The organism is Roseicitreum antarcticum, from assembly GCF_014681765.1.
Lineage (GTDB): Bacteria > Pseudomonadota > Alphaproteobacteria > Rhodobacterales > Rhodobacteraceae > Roseicitreum > Roseicitreum antarcticum.
Genome location: NZ_CP061498.1, coordinates 2,504,245 through 2,524,778, shown reverse-complemented (window position 1 = coordinate 2,524,778; position 20,534 = coordinate 2,504,245). Strand labels below are relative to the sequence as shown.

Annotated in this window: 19 protein-coding genes; 11 read left to right on the top strand and 8 right to left on the bottom strand. The window is 65.2% G+C overall.

Annotation, left to right across the window (positions count from 1 at the left end; genetic code table 11):
- Window positions 1-121: 121 nt before the first annotated feature.
- The 6 genes from H9529_RS12055 to H9529_RS21350 form a co-directional block, all read right to left on the bottom strand.
- A complete protein-coding gene (locus tag H9529_RS12055) occupies window positions 122-973 on the bottom strand; it encodes an SDR family NAD(P)-dependent oxidoreductase (protein WP_092884597.1) in 852 nt (283 codons plus the stop codon).
- On the bottom strand, window positions 970-2,424 hold the full coding sequence (locus H9529_RS12050) for a sigma-54-dependent transcriptional regulator (RefSeq protein ID WP_092884595.1): 1,455 nt from the start codon (window positions 2,422-2,424) through the stop codon (window positions 970-972). Before H9529_RS12050 ends, H9529_RS12055 begins: the two co-directional genes overlap by 4 nt.
- A gap of 2 nt (window positions 2,425-2,426) precedes the next feature.
- Window positions 2,427-2,846 carry an Hpt domain-containing protein gene (locus H9529_RS12045; RefSeq protein ID WP_092884593.1) on the bottom strand — a complete coding sequence of 140 codons (420 nt, stop codon included), beginning with the start codon at window positions 2,844-2,846 and terminating at the stop codon, window positions 2,427-2,429.
- 138 nt (window positions 2,847-2,984) lie between these two features.
- Window positions 2,985-4,874, bottom strand: a complete 1,890-nt coding sequence (locus H9529_RS12040; RefSeq protein WP_092884591.1) for an AMP-binding protein — start codon at window positions 4,872-4,874, stop codon at window positions 2,985-2,987.
- 118 nt (window positions 4,875-4,992) lie between these two features.
- Complete coding sequence (locus tag H9529_RS12035) at window positions 4,993-7,272, bottom strand: NADP-dependent malic enzyme (RefSeq protein WP_092884589.1); 2,280 nt, start codon at window positions 7,270-7,272, stop codon at window positions 4,993-4,995.
- An 86-nt stretch (window positions 7,273-7,358) separates the two neighbouring features.
- Complete coding sequence (locus tag H9529_RS21350) at window positions 7,359-7,511, bottom strand: pentapeptide repeat-containing protein (protein ID WP_223814156.1); 153 nt, start codon at window positions 7,509-7,511, stop codon at window positions 7,359-7,361.
- Window positions 7,512-7,540: 29 nt separating this feature from the next.
- Between H9529_RS21350 and H9529_RS12025 the strand changes: the two genes are divergently transcribed.
- The 9 genes from H9529_RS12025 (at window position 7,541) to H9529_RS11985 (ending at window position 17,129) form a co-directional block, all read left to right on the top strand.
- Window positions 7,541-7,954: a cytidine deaminase gene (locus H9529_RS12025; RefSeq protein ID WP_092884587.1), complete on the top strand. Its 414-nt coding sequence runs from the start codon at window positions 7,541-7,543 to the stop codon at window positions 7,952-7,954.
- A 1-nt stretch (window position 7,955) separates the two neighbouring features.
- Window positions 7,956-9,461, top strand: a complete 1,506-nt coding sequence (locus tag H9529_RS12020) for a thymidine phosphorylase (RefSeq protein ID WP_092884585.1) — start codon at window positions 7,956-7,958, stop codon at window positions 9,459-9,461.
- Complete coding sequence (locus H9529_RS12015) at window positions 9,461-10,645, top strand: phosphopentomutase (RefSeq protein ID WP_092884583.1); 1,185 nt, start codon at window positions 9,461-9,463, stop codon at window positions 10,643-10,645. Before H9529_RS12020 ends, H9529_RS12015 begins: the two co-directional genes overlap by 1 nt.
- On the top strand, window positions 10,642-11,622 hold the full coding sequence (locus tag H9529_RS12010) for an adenosine deaminase (protein WP_092884581.1): 981 nt from the start codon (window positions 10,642-10,644) through the stop codon (window positions 11,620-11,622). The genes H9529_RS12015 and H9529_RS12010 overlap by 4 nt, the downstream gene beginning before the upstream one ends.
- Window positions 11,619-12,257, top strand: a complete 639-nt coding sequence (upp, locus tag H9529_RS12005) for a uracil phosphoribosyltransferase (RefSeq protein ID WP_092884579.1) — start codon at window positions 11,619-11,621, stop codon at window positions 12,255-12,257. The genes H9529_RS12010 and upp overlap by 4 nt, the downstream gene beginning before the upstream one ends.
- 69 nt (window positions 12,258-12,326) lie before the next feature.
- A complete protein-coding gene (locus H9529_RS12000) occupies window positions 12,327-13,340 on the top strand; it encodes an SPOR domain-containing protein (protein WP_092884577.1) in 1,014 nt (337 codons plus the stop codon).
- A 12-nt stretch (window positions 13,341-13,352) separates the two neighbouring features.
- On the top strand, window positions 13,353-13,832 hold the full coding sequence (locus H9529_RS11995) for a PaaI family thioesterase (protein ID WP_223814155.1): 480 nt from the start codon (window positions 13,353-13,355) through the stop codon (window positions 13,830-13,832).
- A 74-nt stretch (window positions 13,833-13,906) separates the two neighbouring features.
- Window positions 13,907-14,380 (top strand): heme-degrading domain-containing protein, encoded by a 474-nt coding sequence (locus H9529_RS11990; RefSeq protein WP_092884575.1) that lies wholly within the window; start codon window positions 13,907-13,909, stop codon window positions 14,378-14,380.
- 385 nt (window positions 14,381-14,765) lie between these two features.
- Complete coding sequence (locus tag H9529_RS11985; RefSeq protein WP_092884573.1) at window positions 14,766-17,129, top strand: mechanosensitive ion channel domain-containing protein; 2,364 nt, start codon at window positions 14,766-14,768, stop codon at window positions 17,127-17,129.
- Between the two features lie 169 nt (window positions 17,130-17,298).
- On the opposite strand, the gene H9529_RS11980 is transcribed toward H9529_RS11985, so the two are convergent.
- Window positions 17,299-17,505, bottom strand: a complete 207-nt coding sequence (locus H9529_RS11980; protein ID WP_092884571.1) for a cold-shock protein — start codon at window positions 17,503-17,505, stop codon at window positions 17,299-17,301.
- Between the two features lie 553 nt (window positions 17,506-18,058).
- Between H9529_RS11980 and H9529_RS11975 the strand changes: the two genes are divergently transcribed.
- Entirely contained in the window at window positions 18,059-18,700 is a 642-nt protein-coding gene (locus H9529_RS11975; protein ID WP_092884569.1) for a L,D-transpeptidase, read from the top strand.
- A gap of 65 nt (window positions 18,701-18,765) precedes the next feature.
- Here the strand turns inward: H9529_RS11975 and H9529_RS11970 are convergent, their stop codons facing one another.
- Window positions 18,766-19,539, bottom strand: a complete 774-nt coding sequence (locus H9529_RS11970; RefSeq protein ID WP_092884566.1) for a gamma-glutamyl-gamma-aminobutyrate hydrolase family protein — start codon at window positions 19,537-19,539, stop codon at window positions 18,766-18,768.
- A gap of 372 nt (window positions 19,540-19,911) precedes the next feature.
- On the opposite strand from H9529_RS11970, the gene H9529_RS11965 reads away from it, so the two are divergent.
- Window positions 19,912-20,523 (top strand): LolA family protein, encoded by a 612-nt coding sequence (locus H9529_RS11965; RefSeq protein ID WP_092885321.1) that lies wholly within the window; start codon window positions 19,912-19,914, stop codon window positions 20,521-20,523.
- Window positions 20,524-20,534: the final 11 nt, after the last annotated feature.

Below are 20,534 nucleotides of genomic sequence, written 5' to 3'. Positions count from 1 at the left end.
CCTGTTGCGTCGCCCCCTATCTAGCAGACCGCCGACAAAAGGCGACAGCCCAATCGGGACAACCGGCAGGGGATCGCGGCGCGCGCGGGGATCGACGCACTGCCATTGCCGGGGGGCGGGCCTACAGGCGCGCCGCCAGCCAATCAAAGGTGCGCCCCGGCAAGACCCGCCGCGCTGCGCCCACCAGATGGGTGGCCTTGGTCACATAATAGCGCGGGCGCGGGTTGGCGTGTTCCAGCGCGGCGATCAGGCGCTTCGTCACGGCCTCTGGTCCCAGTTCAAAGCGGTCAGGCGCGGTCTTGTGGTACAGCCGGGCCAGCAGGTTGTTGCGGTATTCATCCGCGCGGGGGGAGTTTTCCCAATCTATCCAACGCTCAAAATGCGGGATCGAATTTTGCCGGATATGCGAGGTGATCGGCCCGGGTTCGATCAGCACAACCTTGATCCCGGTGTCGCGCATTTCCAGCCGCAGCACGTCGGACAACCCTTCGAGCGCGTGTTTCGTCGCCACATAGGCACCGCGCCATTTCAGCCCCGCCAGCCCAAGCACCGAGGAACATTGCACGATTCGCCCGTGCCCCTGCGCGCGCATCACCGGCAGCACCAGCCGCGTCAGGTGGTGCCAGCCGAACAGATTGGTCTCGAACAAGGCGCGCAGCGCATCCGTCGGCAGGTCTTCGGTGGCACCGGGAATAGCATAGGCACCGTTGTTGAACAGCGCGTCCAGCCGCCCGCCAGTCTGCGCCAGCACCGCATCAAGTGCGGCCTGCATGCTGTCGGGGTCGGTGTAGTCAAGGCGGAAACTTTGCAGCCCTTCCGCAATCAGCCGGTCACAATCGCGCTGGCTGCGGCAGGTTGCAAACACCTGCCAGCCGCGTGCCGACAGCGTATGCGCGGCGTGATAGCCGATGCCGCTGGAACAGCCGGTCATCAGCACCGACCGCGTGGGCTGGCCCTGACCCGGCGCTGTCATTCAGCCGAATGCTGGATCTTGTTCCACACGTCAAACTTCCGGTAAAGCGTTGACGGCGATACGGAAAGTTCCCGTGCCGCGCGGGGAACCGAACCTTGATGCCGCTCTACCGTGGCTTCGATGATGATACGCTCGATCTCGGCCAGGGTCTTGCCCGCAAAGATGTCCAACGGGTCGCCGGGCGCGCTTTCCAGCACCTGCACGGCGGCGGCGGCTGCGTGTGGCACGGGCGCGGGTTCATCCATCGGGTCCGAGGTATAGCGGCTGGTGGGCTGTGCGATATCATGCGGCAGCATCGGCGTGGTGACCAGGGGCCCGCGATTCAGAACCACCACGTTGCGCAGCACGTTGATCAGTTGCCGCACATTGCCCGGCCATTGCAGCGACAGGAAACGATCCACCACGGCCGGATCCAGACCCGTGAAGTCATGCCCTTCCTCGCACGCCATGTCGGTCAGGATGCTTTCGGCGATTTGAATGACATCGTTGCCGCGCGCGCGCAAAGGCGGCATGTGGATCGGCACGACATGCAGGCGATAATACAGATCCTCGCGGAAGATGCCCTTGCGCACGGCATCCAGCGGGTCGCGGTTGGTGGCGCAGACAATCCGCACGCTGACCTTGCGCGGGCGCGTCGCGCCGACAGGTGTGATGGTCGATGTCTGGAGGAATCGCAGCAGTTTGGTCTGAAGGTTCAGATCCATCTCGCAGATCTCATCGAGGAACAACGTGCCGCCATCCGCCGCCGCCGCCGCCCCCGGCTTGTCCGAAATCGCGCCGGTGAACGAGCCTTTGAGGTGGCCAAAAACCTCTGATTCCAGCAGATCCACCGGAATTGCGCCGCAGTTCAGCGCGATCAGCGGCCCCGACGCACGGTCGGAAATGCGGTGCACCGCTTCGGCGCACAGCTCTTTGCCGGTGCCGCTTTCGCCAGTGATGAACACCGTCGCCATGGAGCGCGAGACGGAACGGATCTTGCGATACACATCTTGCATGACATCGGAAGACCCGATGAACGGCGGCAACGCCTGATCGGCCTGCGGCGCATCGGGCACGGGCTGCAAGTGCGGGCGCGACCGGACCAGCCGGAAGGCGTTTTCCACCGCGCTGGCCAGCCGCGTCTCATCAAAGGGTTTGACCAGAAATTCATGCGCACCGCCGCGCATCGCGTCCACGGCCTTGTTGATCGAGCCATTGGCCGTGATGACGATCACGCAGGTTTCAGGTGCATCCGCCAGCATGTCCTGCATCAGGTCCAGCCCGTCGCGGTCTGGCAGCATCAGGTCCAGCAGCACGACCTTGGGCGCGGTTTCGCGAAACAGCTTCGTGCCTTCGGCGGCGGTCCCGGCAGAGGTGACCTCGTACCCCGCCTTGCGCAAGACGGCCGCATAGATCATTTGCAGCGACGGCGTGTCCTCGATCAACAGGATCGAACTGTCTGGCGATCCCATGCTCAGACGCCCTTCGCCTGGTCCCGGCGGCGCGTCAGGTGCACGATCACGCGCTCCAGCTCAACCCGCAGCGGGCCGCCGAAAACCGCGATCTGTTGGGCGCTGTTTGAATTGGCAGCAACATTGACCAATTCCGCCAGTTGCGTCAGGTGGCGCGCCCCGATGGTGGCGGACAACCCCTTCAGTTCATGCGCGGCACGCGCAAGCGCGTCAAAATCCAGCGGTTCGACCCCGACCTGTATCACGCCGTTGAGACGCTCAAAATCCGACAGAAGCTGCGAAAGCAGCTCTGCGGCGATGGCCTCATCGCCGAGATTTAGCAGTTCCTCAAGGGTTTTTTGGTCATAAGGAGGCTGACGGCCGGTATCTGACGAACCGGCAGCGGTACGATCGGACGCGTGATGATCGGAAATGGATGACATCGGAACTCTACTGTGGTTGGCCAAGTGATACCGAACACCCTTGCAAAAACCAAGTGCTCAATCAGGGGGGGAGCAGAAAAAACATTTGTTTTCAACCACAGCGCGAGAAAAATGTGGAAGAATGATGAGAAGTCAGCATTATTTCGGGTAGCCCAGCGCCCGCAGTGCAGTGGCAATCTCATCCAGAATCGCCGGGTCGTCAATCGTCGCGGGTGGTTTGAAGGCCACACCATCGGCGATTTTTGCCATCGTGGCGCGCAGAATCTTGCCCGACCGGGTCTTTGGCAAGCGGTCTACCACCACCGCCAGACGGAACGCCGCGACGGGGCCGATCTGGTCGCGTACCAGCGCCACGCATTCCTTCACCACCTCGGCGGCATCACGGGTCACGCCCCTGTTCAGGCACAAGAAGCCCATGGGCACCTGACCCTTCAGATCATCCGCCACCCCAACTACTGCGCATTCGCCGACATCGGGATGGGCGGCAAGCACCTCTTCCATCCCGCCGGTGGACAGGCGGTGGCCCGCCACGTTGATGACATCATCGGTGCGCGCCATGATGTAGATATAGCCGTCATCGTCCAGATACCCGGCGTCCCCCGTCTCATAATACCCCGGAAAGGTCGTCAGGTAGGATGTCTGAAACCGCGCATCGGCATTCCACAGCGTCGGCAGGGTGCCCGGCGGCAGCGGCAGCCTGATGGCAATCGCGCCCAGCGTGCCCGCGGGAACCTTGTGCCCGGCCTCATCCAGAATGTGGATCTCATACCCCGGCATCGGCACCGAGGGCGAGCCGATCTTTACCGGCAGCGGGTCCAGACCCATCGGGTTGCCCGCCACGGCCCAGCCGGTTTCGGTCTGCCACCAATGGTCGATCACCGGCACGCCCAGCTTTTCTTGCGCCCAGATCACGGTATCAGGGTCGGCGCGTTCGCCGGCAAGGTACAGGCAGCGCAGCGATGACAGGTCATAATTCTGCACCAAAAGGCCCTGCGGATCCTCCCGCTTGATGGCGCGGAACGCCGTGGGTGCAGTGAAGAAACTGGCAACCTTGTGGTCGGAAATCACCCGCCAGAAGGTGCCCGCATCCGGGGTGCCGACCGGCTTGCCCTCGAATACCACGGTGGTCGCACCGTGGATCAGCGGGCCATAGCAGATGTAGCTGTGCCCCACGACCCAGCCGACATCGGACGCGACCCAGAACACTTCGCCCGGGTTGACGCCGTAGAGGTTCTTCATGCTCCAGGCCAGCGCGACCAGATGCCCGGCGGTGGACCGCACCACGCCCTTCGGTTGCCCCGTCGTGCCCGAGGTATAGAGGATATAGGCCGGATGATCGCCGCTGACCGGCACGCAATCCGCCGGGGGCACGCCGTCCTGCGCCGCGTACCAATCAAGGTCATAGCCGTCGCGCAACGTGGCGGTGGCGGCATCGCGCTGGAAGATGATGATGAAATCTGGCTTGTGCGTCGCCTCGGCAATCGCGTGATCCAGCAGGGGTTTATAGGCCACGACGCGCCCGGGTTCCAACCCGCAGGAGGCGGCGATCACCGCCTTTGGCTGCGCGTCGTTCAGCCGGGTGGCCAGTTCATGCGCGGCAAACCCGCCAAACACCACCGAATGCACCGCGCCGATGCGCGCGCAGGCAAGCATGGCCACCAGCGCCTCGGGGATCATCGGCATGTAGATCACCACGCGGTCGCCCAACCCCACGCCGCGCGCGGCCAGCGCCCCCGCCAGTGCCGCAACGCGGCCTTGCAGGTCGGCATAGCTGATATGGGTGGTTGTGCCGGTCATCGGACTGTCGTGGATGATTGCAGTCTGATCGCCGCGCCCGGCCAACACATGCCGGTCCACCGCGTTCCAGCAAGTATTGACCTGCGCGTCGCGGAACCATGCATAAAAGGGGGCTGCGTCATCGAACAACGCCTTGGACGGTGGCGTCACCCAGTCGATCGCGCCGATCTGATCCATCCAGAAACCATCACGGTCGGCGATCGACCGCGCGTAAAGATCCGCGTAACGCATTCATATCTCCATCCCTGAATTGGAGCCCTGTTACGCCCTGACCTGCCCCCAAGCAAGAATATTGCGCCAACACCGCCGCGTGGTAGCGCAACCGCAAAGATTCCCCTGCGCTGGCGCGTTATCCGTAATGCGCCACCGGCGTACCGGCCAAGCCGGACATGTTCAGCAGCCCCCGCGTGGTGATCGACGGCGTGACGATATGCGCCGAATTGCCCATGCCCATCAGGATCGGGCCGACCTCCAGCCCGCTGCCGCGCATCTTCAGGATGTTGCGCACGCCGCTGGCCGCGTCGGTCGAGCTGAAGACCAGCACATTGGCCACCCCATCGAACCGGGCATTGGGGAAGATCCGGGCGCGCAATTCGGGGTCCAGCGCGATATCGACCGCCATTTCCCCCTCATAGGCGAAGTCCCGTGGCGTCTGATCCAGGATTTCCAGCGCCCCGCGCATCCGCCGCCCCGATGACGTGTCGAGGTTGCCGAATTGCGAATGCGAACACAGCGCGATCTTGGGGTCGAGGCCAAAGCGCTTCACATGCCGCGCCGCCGCGATCACCACCTCGGCGATCTGTTCGGGCGAGGGTTCGGGGTGGACCTGCGTGTCGGCGACGAAGATGTTGCCTTCGGGCTGGATCATCAGGCTGAGCGCGCCGACGGGGCGGCGGGCGGCATTGCCCAGGATCTGCGTGACATAGTTCAGGTGCCACAGATATTGCCCGAAGGTGCCGCAGATCAGGCTGTCAGCCTCGCCCCGGTGGACCATGATCGCGCCGATGGCGGTGGAATTGGTGCGCAGCACGGCCTTGGCGATGTCGGGCGTGACGCCGCGCCGCTGCATCAGCCCGTGATAGGTTTCCCAATAATCGCGGTAGCGCGGGTCGTTTTCCGGGTTCACGATCTGGAAATCCTTGCCGGGACGGATCGACAGCCCGGCGCGTTCGCAGCGCATTTCCACCACGTCGGGGCGGCCGATCAGGATCGGCACCTCGGTCGTTTCCTCGATGAGGGCGTTGGCGGCGCGCAGCACCCGCTCATCCTCGCCCTCGGCAAACACGATCCGGCGCGAGGTCGCGCGCGCGGCCTCGAACACCGGACGCATGATCATCGCCGAGCGGAAGACCGACCCGTCCAGCTTCGCCTTGTAATCCGCAAGGTCGGCAATCGGCCGCGTCGCCACGCCCGATTCCATCGCAGCGCGCGCCACGGCGCTGGCCACGATGCCCATCAGGCGCGGATCGAAGGGTTTGGGGATCAGGTAATCCGCGCCAAACGTCAGTTGCTCGCCGCTATAGGCTGCTGCGGCCTCGGCGCTGGTGGTGGCGCGGGCCAGGGCGGCAATGCCCTCGATACAACCGATCTGCATGGCATCGTTGATCTCGGTCGCGCCCACGTCCAGCGCCCCGCGAAAGATGAAGGGGAAGCACAGCACGTTGTTGACCTGATTGGGAAAATCTGACCGCCCCGTGGCGATGATCGCATCAGGCGCAACCTCGCGCACATCGGTGGGCAGGATTTCCGGGGTCGGGTTGGCCAGCGCGAAGATGATCGGCCGCGCCGCCATCTGCGCAACCAGCGTCTTTGACAGCACCCCCGGCCCGGACAGGCCCAGAAACAGGTCCGCACCCTCGATCACATCCGCCAGGGTGCGCGCCTCGGTCGGTTGGGCGAACGCGGCTTTTTGCGGGTTCATATCCACCGCACGGCCCTTGTAGACCACACCGTGGATGTCGCACAGCCAGACGTTTTCGCGCTTCACGCCCAGTTTCAGCAGCATGTTCAGGCAGGCAATGCCCGCCGCCCCACCGCCGGTGGACACGATCTTGATATCCTCGAACCGCTTGCCCGCGACGCGCAGCGCGTTGGTCGCCGCCGCACCCACGACAATCGCCGTGCCATGCTGGTCATCGTGAAACACCGGGATGCCCATGCGTTCGCGGCAGATCTTCTCGACAATGAAACAATCGGGGGCCTTGATGTCCTCCAGATTGATCGCGCCGAACGTGGGTTCCAGCGCGCAGACGATATCGGCCAGTTTCTCGGGGTCGGATTCGTTCAGTTCGATGTCGAAACAATCAATGTTGGCGAATTTCTTGAACAGGACCGCCTTGCCCTCCATCACGGGTTTCGAGGCCAGCGCCCCGATGTTGCCCAGCCCCAGCACCGCCGTGCCGTTGGTGACCACCGCCACCAGATTGCCCCGCGCGGTATAGCGCGTGGCGGCGGCGGGGTCGGCCTTGATCTCCAGGCAGGCTTCGGCGACGCCGGGCGAATAGGCGCGCGCCAGATCGAACCCGTTGGCAAGCGGTTTGGTTGCACGGATTTCCAGCTTCCCTGGACGCGGAAACTCGTGATAATCCAGCGCTGCCTGCCGCAGGCTGTCGTTGCGCAGTTCGGTCATGGAAGGTCCCCCGGATCGCCGTCTGAAAGTAGTTTAGCATTAAACTAATCGGTTACTCTTCAGTTACCGCGTTCGGGCGGATTCTTTCAAGTTATATCTGCTTTGGCCAAAGGCTGCTTGCGATGTACCGCTTGCAGTCTGGCCTCTTGCAGTCTGGCCTCTTGCAGTCTGGCCTCTTGCAGTCTGGCCTCTTGCAGTCTGGCCTCTTGCAGTCTGGCGCGCGCGGTCGCAAACTTCACCAACCGCACACCAACCCCCAGAGGTTCCGATGACCCAGCCAGATACCGCACACCCCCTTGCAGCGCCGGCACGCGCCGTGCGGGAAAAAGCCTATGTGCCCTATTCCCGCTTCAAGGTCGGCGCGGCGATCCGCGCGGCCTCGGGCACGGTTTATGCGGGGTGCAACGTCGAAAACGTCGCCTATCCGCAAGGCACCTGCGCCGAGGCAGGCGCCATCGCCGCCATGATCGCGGGCGGTGACACCAAGATCGCCGAGGTCTTCGTGATCGCCGACAGCGACCAGCCGGTGCCGCCCTGTGGCGGGTGCCGTCAGAAACTGTCGGAATTCGCCCCGGCGGATGTGCACGTCACCATGGCCACCACCGACGGCGCCACCCTGACCATGACCATGGCAGAGCTTTTGCCCGGCGCCTTCACCCCGGCACATATGGACCGCGCCTGACATGCCCGACAATGGGCCAGACACTGCGCCAGACACTGCACCAGACACTGAGCCCTACAATGGGCCAGACACTGGGCCCGCGCCAACCGATACCGTCGCGCTGATCGACGGGCTGCGGCGCGGCATCCACCCCGATGCCGCCGCGCTGCGCCACTTTGTTGCCGGGCTGACGGAGGGGCGGGTCAGCGATGCGCAGGCGGGGGCCTTTGCCATGGCCGTGTGCTGGCGCGGGCTGGGCGACGCGGGGCGCACCGCCCTGACCGCCGCCATGCGCGACAGCGGGCAGGTGCTGCGCTGGGATCTGCCGGGGCCGGTGCTGGACAAGCATTCGACCGGCGGCGTCGGTGATACCGTGTCGCTGCTGCTGGCCCCGGCGCTGGCGGCGTGTGGGGTCTATGTGCCCATGATCTCGGGGCGGGGGCTGGGTCATACCGGCGGCACGCTGGACAAGCTGGACGCGATCCCCGGCCTGCGCACCGACCAACCGACCGAGGCATTCCGCCAGATCGTGCGCGACCACGGCTGCGCCATCGTTGCCGCCAGCGACTCCATCGCCCCCGCCGACCGGCGATTATATGCGCTGCGCGACGTAACCGGGACGGTGGACAGCATCGACCTGATTACCGCCTCGATCTTGTCAAAGAAGCTGGCCGCCGGGCTGGACGGGCTGATCCTGGATGTGAAATGCGGCGCGGGGGCGTTTGCGGCAGACCTGCCCGGCGCCCGCATCCTGGCCCGCGCGCTGGTGGATACGGCAAAGGGCGCGGGCTGCCCGACCACCGCGTGCATCACCGACATGTCCCAACCCCTGTCCCCCGCCATGGGCAACGCGCTGGAGGTGGCCGAGGTGCTGCGCCTGCTGCGCGACCCCGCGCCCTGCCCGCTGATCGACCTGACCGTGGCCCTTGGCGGTGCGCTGCTGGACGGGGCCGCGCGGGACGCCCGGACGCCCGGCGGCAGCGGTGCATCGGCGGCAGGCGGCGCATTGACGCGCAAAGCAGCAACGGGCAAAGCAGCAACGGGCGACACGAAAGCGCGCGGGCACACCACACAGACGGGCACGCCCCATGGCGCCAGCGGCGCCGACCGCCTGCGCGCTGCGCTGACCAGCGGACGCGCGGCGGAACGCTTTGCCGCCATGGTGCGCGCCATGGGCGGGCGGGGGGATGTCTTTGCGCCAGATCTTCTGCCCACGGCCCCCGTGATCCTGCCCGTGCCCGCCCCGGCGCCGGGCTATGTCACGGCCATCGACGGCACCGCGCTGGGCCGCGCCGTGGTGGCACTGGGCGGCGGGCGGACCCAGCCCGGCGACCGGATCGACCCCGCGGTGGGCATCAGCGCCATTGCCCGGCTGGGCCAATGGGTGGAACGCGGCGACCCCCTTGCCTTTGTCCACGCCGCCCGCCATGACGCAGGCCAACGTGCCGTGGCAGCGGTACAGGCCGCAACCCGTCTGGCCAGCACACCACCCGCGACGCCCGCCCTCATTCTGGAACAGGTGATCTGATGACCCGCGCATTCCTCATCGTCATGGACTCGGTCGGGATCGGCGGCGCGCCGGATGCGGACGCGTTCGGCGATGCGGGGGCGAATACCGTTGCCCATATCGCCGTCGCCACACCCGGCGGGCTGCATCTGCCGGTGCTGGACGGGCTGGGCCTTGGCGCGGCGCTGCGGCTGGCATCAAGCGACAGCGCGCCCGAACTGACTGCGGGGCTGGATGCCACGCCCACGGGCCGCTGGGCCGCCGCGACCGAGGTATCGCGCGGCAAGGACACCCCCTCGGGCCATTGGGAGCTTGCGGGCGTGCCGGTGCCCTGGGACTGGACCTATTTCCCCCGCACGCAACCTGCCTTCCCCGCCGACCTGATGGCGCAGCTCTGCGCGATTGCGGGGGTGGACGGCACCCTTGGCAATTGCCATGCGGCGGGCGTTCCGATCATCACGCAGCTTGGCGCGGAACACATGCGCACCGGCTGGCCGATCTGCTACACCTCGGCCGATTCCGTGTTCCAGATCGCCGCGCACGAAGAAACCTTCGGGCTGTCGCGCCTGCTGCACCTGTGCGAAACGCTGGCGCCCAGCCTGCACGCGCAGCGCGTGGGCCGTGTCATCGCCCGCCCGTTCGTAGGCGATGCCGAGGCTGGCTTCAAACGCACCGGCAACCGCCGTGACTATGCCATCGCGCCGCCGCAGCCCACGCTGTGCGATTGGGTGCACAAGGCGGGGCGGACAGTGCATGCGGTGGGAAAGATCGGCGACATCTTCTCAGGCCATGGCATAACCAAGACGCACAAGGGCGCGGATGACGCCGCCTTGGCCGACCACCTGATCGCCCTGATGGACAATGCCGAACCCGGCAGCCTGACATTTGCGAATTTCGTCGAATTCGACTCGCTCTACGGACACCCGCGCGACGTGGCGGGCTATGCCCGCGCGCTGCGCTGGTTTGACACCGTCGCGGGCAAGGTGCTGGCACGGATGCAGCCCGGCGATCTGGTGATCTTTACCGCCGATCACGGCAACGACCCCACCGCACCCGGCAGTGACCACACGCGCGAACGTGTGCCCGTGCTGATCGCGGGCGCGGGCACCGGACCGCTGGGCCTGTGCGCCTTTGCCGATGTGGCCGCCACGGTCGCGGCCCACCTGTCGGTGGAAAACCTTGGACCGGGGAAAAACCTGCTATGACATTGCCGAAAGTCGAATTGCACCTGCATCTGGAAGGCGCGGCACCGCCCGCCTTCATCCGCCGCCTTGCACAGGAAAAACATGTCGATCTGGCCGGGGTGTTCGACGCCGCCGGCAACTACGTCTTCACCGATTTCTGGCAATTCCTGAAGGTGTACGAGGCCGCGTGCACCGTCTTGCAAACCCCTGAGGACTTTCACCGCCTGACGCTGGCGGTCCTGGAACAATCCAGCCAGCAAGGCGTGGTCTATTCCGAGGCATTCCTGTCGCCCGATTTTTGTGGCGGCGGCGACCTGGGCGCGTGGCGCGAATACCTGCACGCGATGCAAGAGGCCGCCGCGATGGCCGAGGCACGCCACGGCATCACCCTGCGCGGCATCGTCACCTGCATCCGCCATTTCGGCCCCGACCGGGCCCGCGCAACCGCGCGCTGCGCGGCGGAAACCGCAGGCGATTTCATCACCGGCTTTGGCATCGCGGGGGATGAGACCGCGGGCCATCCGCGTGACTTTACCTATGCTTTCGACATGGCGCGCGAGGCCGGGCTGCGCCTGACCGCCCATGCGGGCGAATGGGGCGGGCCGCAATCGGTGCGCGACGCGCTGGAACACCTGCGCGTCGAACGTATCGGCCACGGCGTGCGCGCCATCGAGGATGCCAAGCTGGTCGCCGAACTGGCCGCGCGCGACATTGTGCTGGAGGTCTGCCCGGGCTCCAACGTGGCGCTGGGGGTCTTCCCCGACTGGGCCGCCCATCCCATCGCGCGGCTGGCGGATGCGGGGGTGAAAGTCACCGTTTCCACCGATGACCCGCCGTTTTTCCATACCTCCCTGCGCGCCGAATATGACCAGCTGTCCCGCACCTTCGGCTGGGACGATGCGATGCTGCGCGCCCTGAACCTCACGGCGGCAAATGCCGCGTTCTGCGATGATGCCACGCGGCAAAAGCTGCTGAAACGACTGGAGACCTCCGCATGACCCCCATTCCGCACCTCACCATTGTCGAGCACCCGCTGGTGCAGCACAAACTGACCCTGATGCGCGAGGCCGAGACCTCGACCGCCGTGTTCCGCCAGCTTCTGCGCGAGATCAGCCAATTGCTGGCCTATGAAGTCACGCGCGACATGGCCATGACGACCCGGCGCATCGACACGCCCATGTGCGAAATGGATGCGCCGGTGCTGGCGGGGCGCAAGCTGGCGCTGGTGTCGATCCTGCGGGCGGGCAACGGGCTGCTGGACGGGATATTGGAGCTCATCCCGTCGGCCCGCGTCGGTTTTGTCGGCCTCTACCGTGATGAAGAGACGTTGCAACCCGTGCAATATTACTGCAAACTGCCTTCGGAACTGGACGAGCGTCTGGTGATCGCCGTGGACCCGATGCTGGCCACCGGCAATTCCTCGGTCGCGGCGATCGACCTGCTGAAAGCCTCCGGTGCCACCAATATCCGCTTCCTGTGCCTTCTGGCCGCGCCCGAAGGCGTCGCCCGGATGAAAGCGGCGCATCCCGATGTTCCCATCGTCACCGCGTCGCTCGATACCCGGCTGAACGATCAGGGATACATCGTTCCCGGGCTAGGGGATGCGGGTGACCGGATGTTTGGCACAAAATAAGGGCGTTGCCACTGGACTTGGCAGCAGCCTTCCTGCATCCTCTCCACATTTAGCGATTTTGAGGGTCAGATGCGGTTCAACGGCATTGCAGCGGTTCTTTTGGTAACCTTTGGCGTGACTGGCCCCGCGCTGGCACAAAACGGTGCGCTGGTGCCTGCGGAAATGCCGCCCGCCGACTACAGCGGCAACCAGTATTCCGACAGCCGTGGCTGCCTGTTCATCCGCGCATCCTTCGACGGGCGGGTGACATGGGTGCCCCGCTTCGATGGAAACCGTCAGCCGATCTGCACCACGCCTGCATCGGCACCGGCAAGCGCCCCTGCGCCTGCCCCAGCGCCTGCCCCCGTGCCCGCAAGTCCGCCGCCCGCCACCACCACAACGGCCAGCACAACGGCGGGCACACTGGCGCGCTCCCCGGCCATCGCCCCGCAGCGCATCAGCCAGACTGTAAGCGTGCCGCAACCCGCCACACCGCCGCGCCGCGCCAGCAGCCCGCGCCAGACATCCCGCCCGTCCCTGCCCGCCGGTCATAACGCCGCCTGCCCCGCCTCCAGCCCCTTTGGTGAATTGGTGCGCCGCGCGTCGGGTGAGGTTGCGGTGCGCTGCGTCACCTCGGCCAATCTGATGCTGAACCCGCCCGCAGGCGCCACCACGATGCCCTACCTGCCCCCCGTCGCCCTGACCAATACCGCGGTGCAGCCCCGTCCCGCACCCTTGCCTATCGCCCCCCTGCCTATCGCCCCCCCGCCTATCGCCCCGTTGCCGACGGTCGCGCCGCAACCCGTCATGCTGCAACCCGTCACCCTGCAACCTGTGGCCCTGACGACGCCCCCGGCACCCCGCGCGGCACCTTATATCGGCACCTTCGTGCAGGTCGCCACCTTTGGCGTACCGCAAAACGCCGCCCGCACCCATGCCGCGCTGCAGGCGCGCGGCCTGCCTGCGCGCCTGCAGCCGACGCACGCGCATGGACAGCGCATGCAGGTCGTGCTTGCCGGGCCGTTCTTCGACACGAATACGGCGCGCAATGCGGTGCAGACCGCGCGCGGCATGGGCTTTGCCGACGCCTTCATCCGCCGCTGAGGGAAAGACCGCATGACCGACGAGAACCCCACCGAAGACGCCGCCACAGACACTGCCACAGACACTGCCACAGACACCCCCACCGACGCGCTGATGCAGATCGCCCATGACCAGCCGCCCTTTGCACAGCTTCTGGGCCTGCGCGTCATCTCGGCCAGGCCCGATTGCGTGCTGGGTGAATTGCCGGTGACCGAGGGCCTTGCCAACCGCAACGGCGTGCTGCACGGCGGCGCGATCATGGCGCTGGCCGACAACATGGGCGGCACGGCCACCTTCCTCAACATCGGCCCGGGTGCGGGCACCACCACCATCGAAAGCAAGACGAACTTCTTTCGCGCGGTGCGGATCGGCGACACGGCCCATACCGAAACCACGCCGCTGCATCTCGGGCGCTCGACCATGGTGTGGCAAACCCGTATCACCGGCAGCGACGGCAAGCTGGCAGCCCTGGTGACACAGACGCAGATGATCCTGCGCAAGACCGACCGTTGAACACACCCCGAACCCCCGCCGAACCCCCGCCGCCGAACCCTCGCCGAACATCCCTCATATCAGGACGACCCCCGATGACCGAAGACGAAACGCTTGCCCGCATCGCGCTAGAGGAAGAGCGCCTGCAATTCCCGCATTTCGATGAAGGCGTCGCGTGGCAGATCGGCGTGGCGCTGGTCGATGTCGCACGCGCAGGTCAACTGCCCGTTGTCATCAACATCCGCACCCAAGATGCGACGCTGTTCCACGCGGCGCTGCCCGGTGCGGCCCCCGCGAATGAGAACTGGGCACGCCGCAAATCCAACGTGACGCTGCATTGCCACAAGGCATCCTGGGCCATGGGGCTGAACTTCGCCCGGCGCGGAATCACCGCGCCCGGTGCAGATCAGGGCCTGCCTGCGATAGATTTTGCGACCCATGGCGGCAGCTTTCCCGTGCGGCTGCGCGGTGGCCGCGTGGTCGCGGCGGTGACAGTTTCGGGCCTGCCGCAGGCCGACGACCATGCGATGGTGGTGACGGCCATCGAAGGCGTGCTGCACACATTGTAACCGCCCGCCCTGCCGATGGCGGGCGCTGACCCCAGGATTGTGCACGGGTGCGACGCGCACGATCCGGCGTGATCGACACAGGGGACGGGACAGGGGGCGGAACAGGGGGCGGGAAAGACACTGCTTTTCTGGTTCGCCCTGTGCGGGCTCTGTGCCGTTTTTCAGGCCCCTTGGCATTGGCGCGCTGCAAGATTCCTCGCCTTGCGTGTTTTCCACCGAACGTGCGCAACCTTTACGCCTTTGCAGACGTTTCAGACCAAATAACCAAAAGGTGAGACGCCGGACCACCCGCATCCGGGGCACCCCGGGGGCTGAAACTTGACCCCCCGTGGCGAAGGCTCTAACCGTCAAACTTTGAAAACCTGAGATTTTTCTGGAACGGGAGATGGTCTTGCTGATACGCGCGGTGCTTTTTCTGGTGTTTTTCGCGGTCCCCGCTGCGGCGCAATCCCTGTTTGATGCGGGCAACAGTGGCGGCGATGCGGCGGCACAGGACGGCACACCGGCGTCGGTCCTGATCGAGATTTTGCGCGATGACGCCGCGCGCGCCGACCTGATCCGCCAGTTGGAGGCCGCAGCGACCGACCCCACCGCGCCGGAATCAGCGGCCCCGCCGCCAGTGGATACGCAGATCTCCCTCGCGCGGCAGATCGCCGAATACACCCGCGACACGGCCGAGGCGTCAATGGCCTTTATCGTCGGCCTCACGTCCACCATGGATGACATACTGGGCGTCTTCACCGGGGAAAGCCGGGTCAACTGGCCAGAGCTCTACAGCGCCGCGATTGCCCTGTCGCTGGTCATGGCCGTCACCATTGGCCTGTTTTTCGTGATGCGGGCCATCGGCATGCGGATTTTCTCGGCCATGGCCAACCGCATGGGCCGCGGCAACTGGCTGGTCTCGACCTTCTGGCTGGCCGCGTCCAGCGTGATCGACGCGCTGCTCATCATCCTGGCATGGGGCGGCGGCTATGCCTTTGCCCTGCTGACCGGCGAAGCGGGCAGCATGGATTTCCGCCAGACGCTGTTCCTCAATGCCTTCTTGCTGGTCGAGATGACCAAAGTCATCTTGCGCGCCGTGCTGTCGCCCAGCTTCGGGCGGCTGCGCTTCTTGCCGGTCAGCGATGAGACGGCGGCCTATTGGTACTTCTGGTCCTCACGCCTGACCAGCCTGCTGGGCTATGGCGCGCTGCTGGTGGTGCCGACGGTCAACGCCGTGGCGACCTTTGCCGTGGGACAAAGCGTCCTGATGCTGATCGCCCTGACCGCGCTGATCATCGCGGTCCTGCTGGTACTGCAAAACCGCGCGCCGGTCAGCGCCGCGCTGCGCGCCCGCAACGCGCGCGACCCCGACGACGTGATCGGCCGGATCGAGGCGTTCTTTGCCGGGGTCTGGCACTGGCTCGCCATCGCCTACCTGCTGGCGCTGTTCGGGATCTGGAGCACCCGGCCCGGCGACGCGCTGCAATTCATGCTGGTGGCAACCCTGACCTCGGCTGTCGCCGTCGCCATTGGCGTGATCGCCATGGCCTTCATCTCGCGCGCGATCACCGGCGGCATGCGCCTGCCCGAAGAGGTGCGGCGCAAACTACCGCTGCTGGAATCGCGGTTGAACGCCTTTGTGCCGAAGATCCTGAAGGTGGCGCGCGTCCTCATCATGCTGGCTGTGGTCATCGCCATCGCCCAGGCTTGGCAAGTCATGGATTTCCTGGGCTGGGTCGCGTCCGAGGTCGGGCGTGCCACCACGGGACGGGTTGTGTCGGCCGTGCTGGTGGTGCTGGTCACATGGGCGATATGGCTGGCGATGTCGTCCTACATCGAATACCGCCTCAACCCCGCCGTCAGCCGCATCCCCACCGCGCGCGAACGCACGCTGCTGGCGCTGTTCCGCAACGCCTTTACCATCGCCCTGATCGTGATCGGCGTCATGCTGACGCTGGCCGAACTGGGCGTGAACATCGCGCCGCTGCTGGCCGGTGCCGGGGTCCTGGGCCTTGCCATCGGTTTTGGCGCGCAAAAACTGGTGCAAGACATCATCACCGGCGCCTTCATCCAGTTTGAAAACGCGATGAACGAGGGCGATGTGGTCACCGCAGGCGGGACCTCTGGCGTGGTCGAAAAGCTGACGATCCGCTCGGTCGGGCTGCGCGACCTCAGCGGGACGTACCACCTGATCCCCTTCAGCTCGGTCGATATGGTGTCGAACTTCATGAAGGATTTCGCCTATCACGTCGCCGAAATCGGCGTCGCTTACCGCGAGGATGTGACCGAGGTGCGCGGCCTGCTGCAAGACGCGTTCGACATCTTGGCCGCAGGGGAGCTGGGCCCCGAGATCCTGGAGCCGCTGGACATCATGGGCGTCGTCTCGCTGGGCGATTCCGCCGTGGTCGTCCGCGCCCGCATCAAGACGAAACCCGGCCTGCAATGGGCTGTGGGCCGCGCCTATAATGAGATCGTCAAGAAAGTGCTGGATGATGCGGGCGTCGAAATTCCATACCCGCACATGACGCTTTACATGGGGCAGGACAAGGACGGCGATGCCCCGCCCCTGAACCTGCGCCGCCCGCGCGACACGATCGAGGGCGCCGCGCAATCCCCCGCGAAACAGGTGCCCGACGCGCCCGAAACCCCGGGGACCGGCACGGGCGACACCCAACGCAGCCGACGCGATCAGATCCTGCGCACCATGCCCGACCGTGACGGGGATGATACCGAAGACGGGGTCAGCGAAGACGGGGCGGGCAGATAACGCCCCCTCGCCCCCTGCCGGATAGCAGCACGGCAGGGGGTGCATCGGGTTGGACCTTGTCCCGCCCCTGCCTGCAAAAGACAGTCAGCACAACAGACCTTCAGCGCAAAAGAAAACGGGGGCGACCTGCGTCACCCCCGTTTCCAAAATTCCCGGTCGTGGCTTTAAATCAAGCCAGTGCGAGGTTCATCGCGGATTCGCGGCCGTTACGGTCGCTTTCCAGGTCGTAGGTCACTGCCTGACCGTCGTCCAGCTGACGCAGGCCAGCGCGTTCCAGCGCGGAGATGTGGACGAAAACGTCCTTCGATCCATGCTCGGGTGCGATGAAGCCAAAACCTTTGGTTGCGTTAAACCATTTCACGGTGCCATTAGCCATCGTGTGTCTCCTTAGTCATATTGCCACCCGCGAAATGCAGTGGCCCGGCTCAGTGTCGTCAGAATCGCAACTGAAGCCGAATAGGAGACAGAAGGTCGAAAGAAGAAGCTTTGCCCCTCCCTTATGACGGGTCCGCCGCCCAATAGCAAGCACCATCTTCAGCGGTGTCGGGGCCGGCCCCCGGACTTTCACCCGGACTTCCACCCGGACTTTCACCGCGAATCCGCCAACAGGGGGGCGCAAAGGATCCCCTGCCCCGAACCCGGCAAAGTGTTCTTCCCGCGCCCAGAATGGACCGGAAGGACCCGGAATGGCTGGGGGGGGCAGATACCCCTGTGCTGCGTGTTGGAACCAACAAAATACTGCGTTTCGCGCGCATCGGAGCAAAGTCAGTGCGTATCGTGATGCGCCCGTGGCTGGCCATCGTTCCGGAATCCGGGTGGAACAACTTCCCACCCCGAAAAGGCACAGACCCCTTTTTTCGGTACCCTGCCAATTGTATCTTCACACCTTCGGCTTAAGCTGGGCGCAGTAAACAGGGGACATAAGTGCCATGATGACAATTCTGACGCGGCGCATGATGTTGCGCACGGGCGTCTTTGCGGGGGGCGCGCTGGCACTATCGGGCTGCGTGCAGATGCCGCCGCCGCCGCCGGACATCCCACCGCTATCCTACGGCGCGCTGCGCGATGGCCGACACACCATTCCCGCCGTGCCGATCCAGGAAATCCCCGCCTTTCTGCACCGTCAGGTTGTGCCGTTTGAAACCACCGAGGCGCCGGGTGCCGTGGTCATCCAGAACCAGAACCGCCTTCTGCACCTTGTCCTCGCCGATGGCTATGCCCTGCGCTATGGCATCAGCGTCGGGCGCGAAGGGTTCGACTGGACCGGGGTTTCCACCGTCTACCGCACCGCGCACTGGCCCACATGGACCCCGCCCGCGGAAATGATCCGCCGCGAGCCGCATCTGGAACGCTGGAAGGACGGGCAGCCCGGCGGGCCAAACAACCCCCTGGGCGCGCGGGCGCTCTATCTGATGACCGATGGCCGCGATCAGGGCTACCGCATTCACGGAACGCCGCAATGGCAATCCATCGGGCGCTTCGCATCATCAGGCTGTTTCCGCATGCTGCATCACGACGTGATCGACCTGCACCAGCGCGTCGCCATTGGCGCGCGGGTCGTGGTGGTCTGAGAAGACAGCGCGCCGCAAGCAGCGGCGCGCCATAATTCATATAAAAATCAATGCTTTAGGGCCAATCAAGCGCTTAGCGCCAACCGCCGTTTCGCGCTGGCCCAGGCCTGCACCGCCTGGCCGAAGGCATGGAACAGCGGGCGCGACACCGGGTCGTGCGCCGCGTTCCATTCCGGGTGCCACTGCACCGACAGCGTGAAACCGGGCGCATCCTTGATATAGAGCGCCTCTGGCGTACCATCGGGGGCGTGGCCATCGATCGCCACGCGCACGCCGGGCGTCTTGATGCCCTGCCCGTGCAGCGTGTTGGTCATCACCTCGGCTTCGCCGAACAGCCGGTGAAACGGCCCGCCCTCGGTGAATTTGACCGGGTGGCGCAGCGCGAACTTCTCTTCCAGCGACCCGTCAGGCGGCATCCGGTGGTTCATCCGCCCCGGCAGATCGCGGATTTCCGGATACAGCGTGCCGCCCATCGCCACGTTGACCTCCTGAAACCCCCGGCAGATCCCCATGAACGGTTGCCCCCGCATGACGCAGGCCCGCACCAGCGGCAGCGCAATGGCGTCGCGCGCCCGGTCGAAGGTGCCATGCGCATCGGTCGGCGTCTCGCCGTATTCTTCTGGATGCACGTTCGGGCGCCCGCCGGTCAGCAAGAAGCCGTCGCAGGTTTCCAGAAGATCCTCGAGCGATACAAGACGCGGGTCGGCGGGAATCAACAACGGCAAGGCAGCGCACACCTCGGCCACGGCCTCGGAGTTCATCGTGCCTCCGGCATGGGCCGGGTATTCGTTGTTGATGAGGTGATTGTTGCCAATAATGCCAATCACGGGGCGGGACATGTCAGCGCGTTCCTTCTGATAGGTTCTCTACAAGATAAGCGCCAGCGCCCGCCCCGTCGAGGGGCCATCGCTTCCGGCGCCGAAATAGCGGGCGGCGCGGGGGCAGAATGCTGCGTGAACAACCATAATCGCCCAAGCACCGGCAGGCGTTAACCGATTCTTGGCGAAACGCGCGTACGTATCAAAGCCATACCGGAACCATACCATTTCCAGACTGCATTTTCGGCGTGGTTCGGCCCGGTTAACAGCCTGCGCGGTGACGCAATGGCCGGGGGGGCCGCGCCCATGTTTCGGCAACTCTCTGCCTTGTGCACGGCGCGTGATAAATTGTCAGGTGCAGTTGGCCCGCGAAGGTCTTATACCGAATACATGATGAAAATACGCTCCTTTCCCGTTGTCATGCTGCTGGCCACACTGTGGCTGGCACTTGCCGGTCCCGCCCAGGCCGACCGCATTGCGTTGTCGGAATTATCACGCTATTTCAACGCCTTCACCACGGCGCAGGGCGGGTTCACCCAGATCAACGCCGATGGCACCCTGTCGACCGGGCGCATCTACATCCACCGCCCCGGTCGCGTGCGGTTCGAATACGACCCACCCGACCGCAGCCTGGTGATGGCAGGCGGCAGCACGGTCGCGGTGTTTGATGCGAGATCCAACCAGGGCCCGGCGCAATACCCCCTCAGCCGCACCCCGCTTAACCTGATCTTAACCCGAAATGTGGATTTTACCCGCGACAGAATGGTCGTCCAACACACCAATGACGAACTGACAACCTCGGTCACTGCCCAGGATCCGGAGCATCCGGAATACGGCAATATTCGCTTGGTTTTCAGTGAAAATCCGACGGAGCTTCGTCAATGGGTCGTCACGGATGACATGGGCCGCGAGACGACCGTGATCCTCAACGACCTTCAATTCGGCATGGATCTGTCGGCGGGGCTGTTCAACATCGTCGCCGAAACCGACCAGCGTCGCCGCTGAGCATTCTGTCT

Coding starts and splice junctions, on each gene's coding strand:
- H9529_RS12035 (WP_092884589.1), bottom strand. CDS start 7,272: ATGACCGAACTGCGCAACGACAGCCTGCGGCAGGCAGCGCTGGATTAT.
- H9529_RS11965 (WP_092885321.1), top strand. CDS start 19,912: ATGAAAATACGCTCCTTTCCCGTTGTCATGCTGCTGGCCACACTGTGG.
- H9529_RS12020 (WP_092884585.1), top strand. CDS start 7,956: ATGCCCGACAATGGGCCAGACACTGCGCCAGACACTGCACCAGACACT.
- H9529_RS11995 (WP_223814155.1), top strand. CDS start 13,353: ATGACCGACGAGAACCCCACCGAAGACGCCGCCACAGACACTGCCACA.
- H9529_RS12045 (WP_092884593.1), bottom strand. CDS start 2,846: ATGTCATCCATTTCCGATCATCACGCGTCCGATCGTACCGCTGCCGGT.
- H9529_RS12055 (WP_092884597.1), bottom strand. CDS start 973: ATGACAGCGCCGGGTCAGGGCCAGCCCACGCGGTCGGTGCTGATGACC.
- H9529_RS12015 (WP_092884583.1), top strand. CDS start 9,461: ATGACCCGCGCATTCCTCATCGTCATGGACTCGGTCGGGATCGGCGGC.
- H9529_RS11985 (WP_092884573.1), top strand. CDS start 14,766: ATGGTCTTGCTGATACGCGCGGTGCTTTTTCTGGTGTTTTTCGCGGTC.
- H9529_RS12025 (WP_092884587.1), top strand. CDS start 7,541: ATGACCCAGCCAGATACCGCACACCCCCTTGCAGCGCCGGCACGCGCC.
- H9529_RS11975 (WP_092884569.1), top strand. CDS start 18,059: ATGATGACAATTCTGACGCGGCGCATGATGTTGCGCACGGGCGTCTTT.
- upp (WP_092884579.1), top strand. CDS start 11,619: ATGACCCCCATTCCGCACCTCACCATTGTCGAGCACCCGCTGGTGCAG.
- H9529_RS12050 (WP_092884595.1), bottom strand. CDS start 2,424: ATGGGATCGCCAGACAGTTCGATCCTGTTGATCGAGGACACGCCGTCG.
- H9529_RS11970 (WP_092884566.1), bottom strand. CDS start 19,539: ATGTCCCGCCCCGTGATTGGCATTATTGGCAACAATCACCTCATCAAC.
- H9529_RS11980 (WP_092884571.1), bottom strand. CDS start 17,505: ATGGCTAATGGCACCGTGAAATGGTTTAACGCAACCAAAGGTTTTGGC.
- H9529_RS11990 (WP_092884575.1), top strand. CDS start 13,907: ATGACCGAAGACGAAACGCTTGCCCGCATCGCGCTAGAGGAAGAGCGC.
- H9529_RS12040 (WP_092884591.1), bottom strand. CDS start 4,874: ATGCGTTACGCGGATCTTTACGCGCGGTCGATCGCCGACCGTGATGGT.
- H9529_RS12010 (WP_092884581.1), top strand. CDS start 10,642: ATGACATTGCCGAAAGTCGAATTGCACCTGCATCTGGAAGGCGCGGCA.
- H9529_RS12000 (WP_092884577.1), top strand. CDS start 12,327: ATGCGGTTCAACGGCATTGCAGCGGTTCTTTTGGTAACCTTTGGCGTG.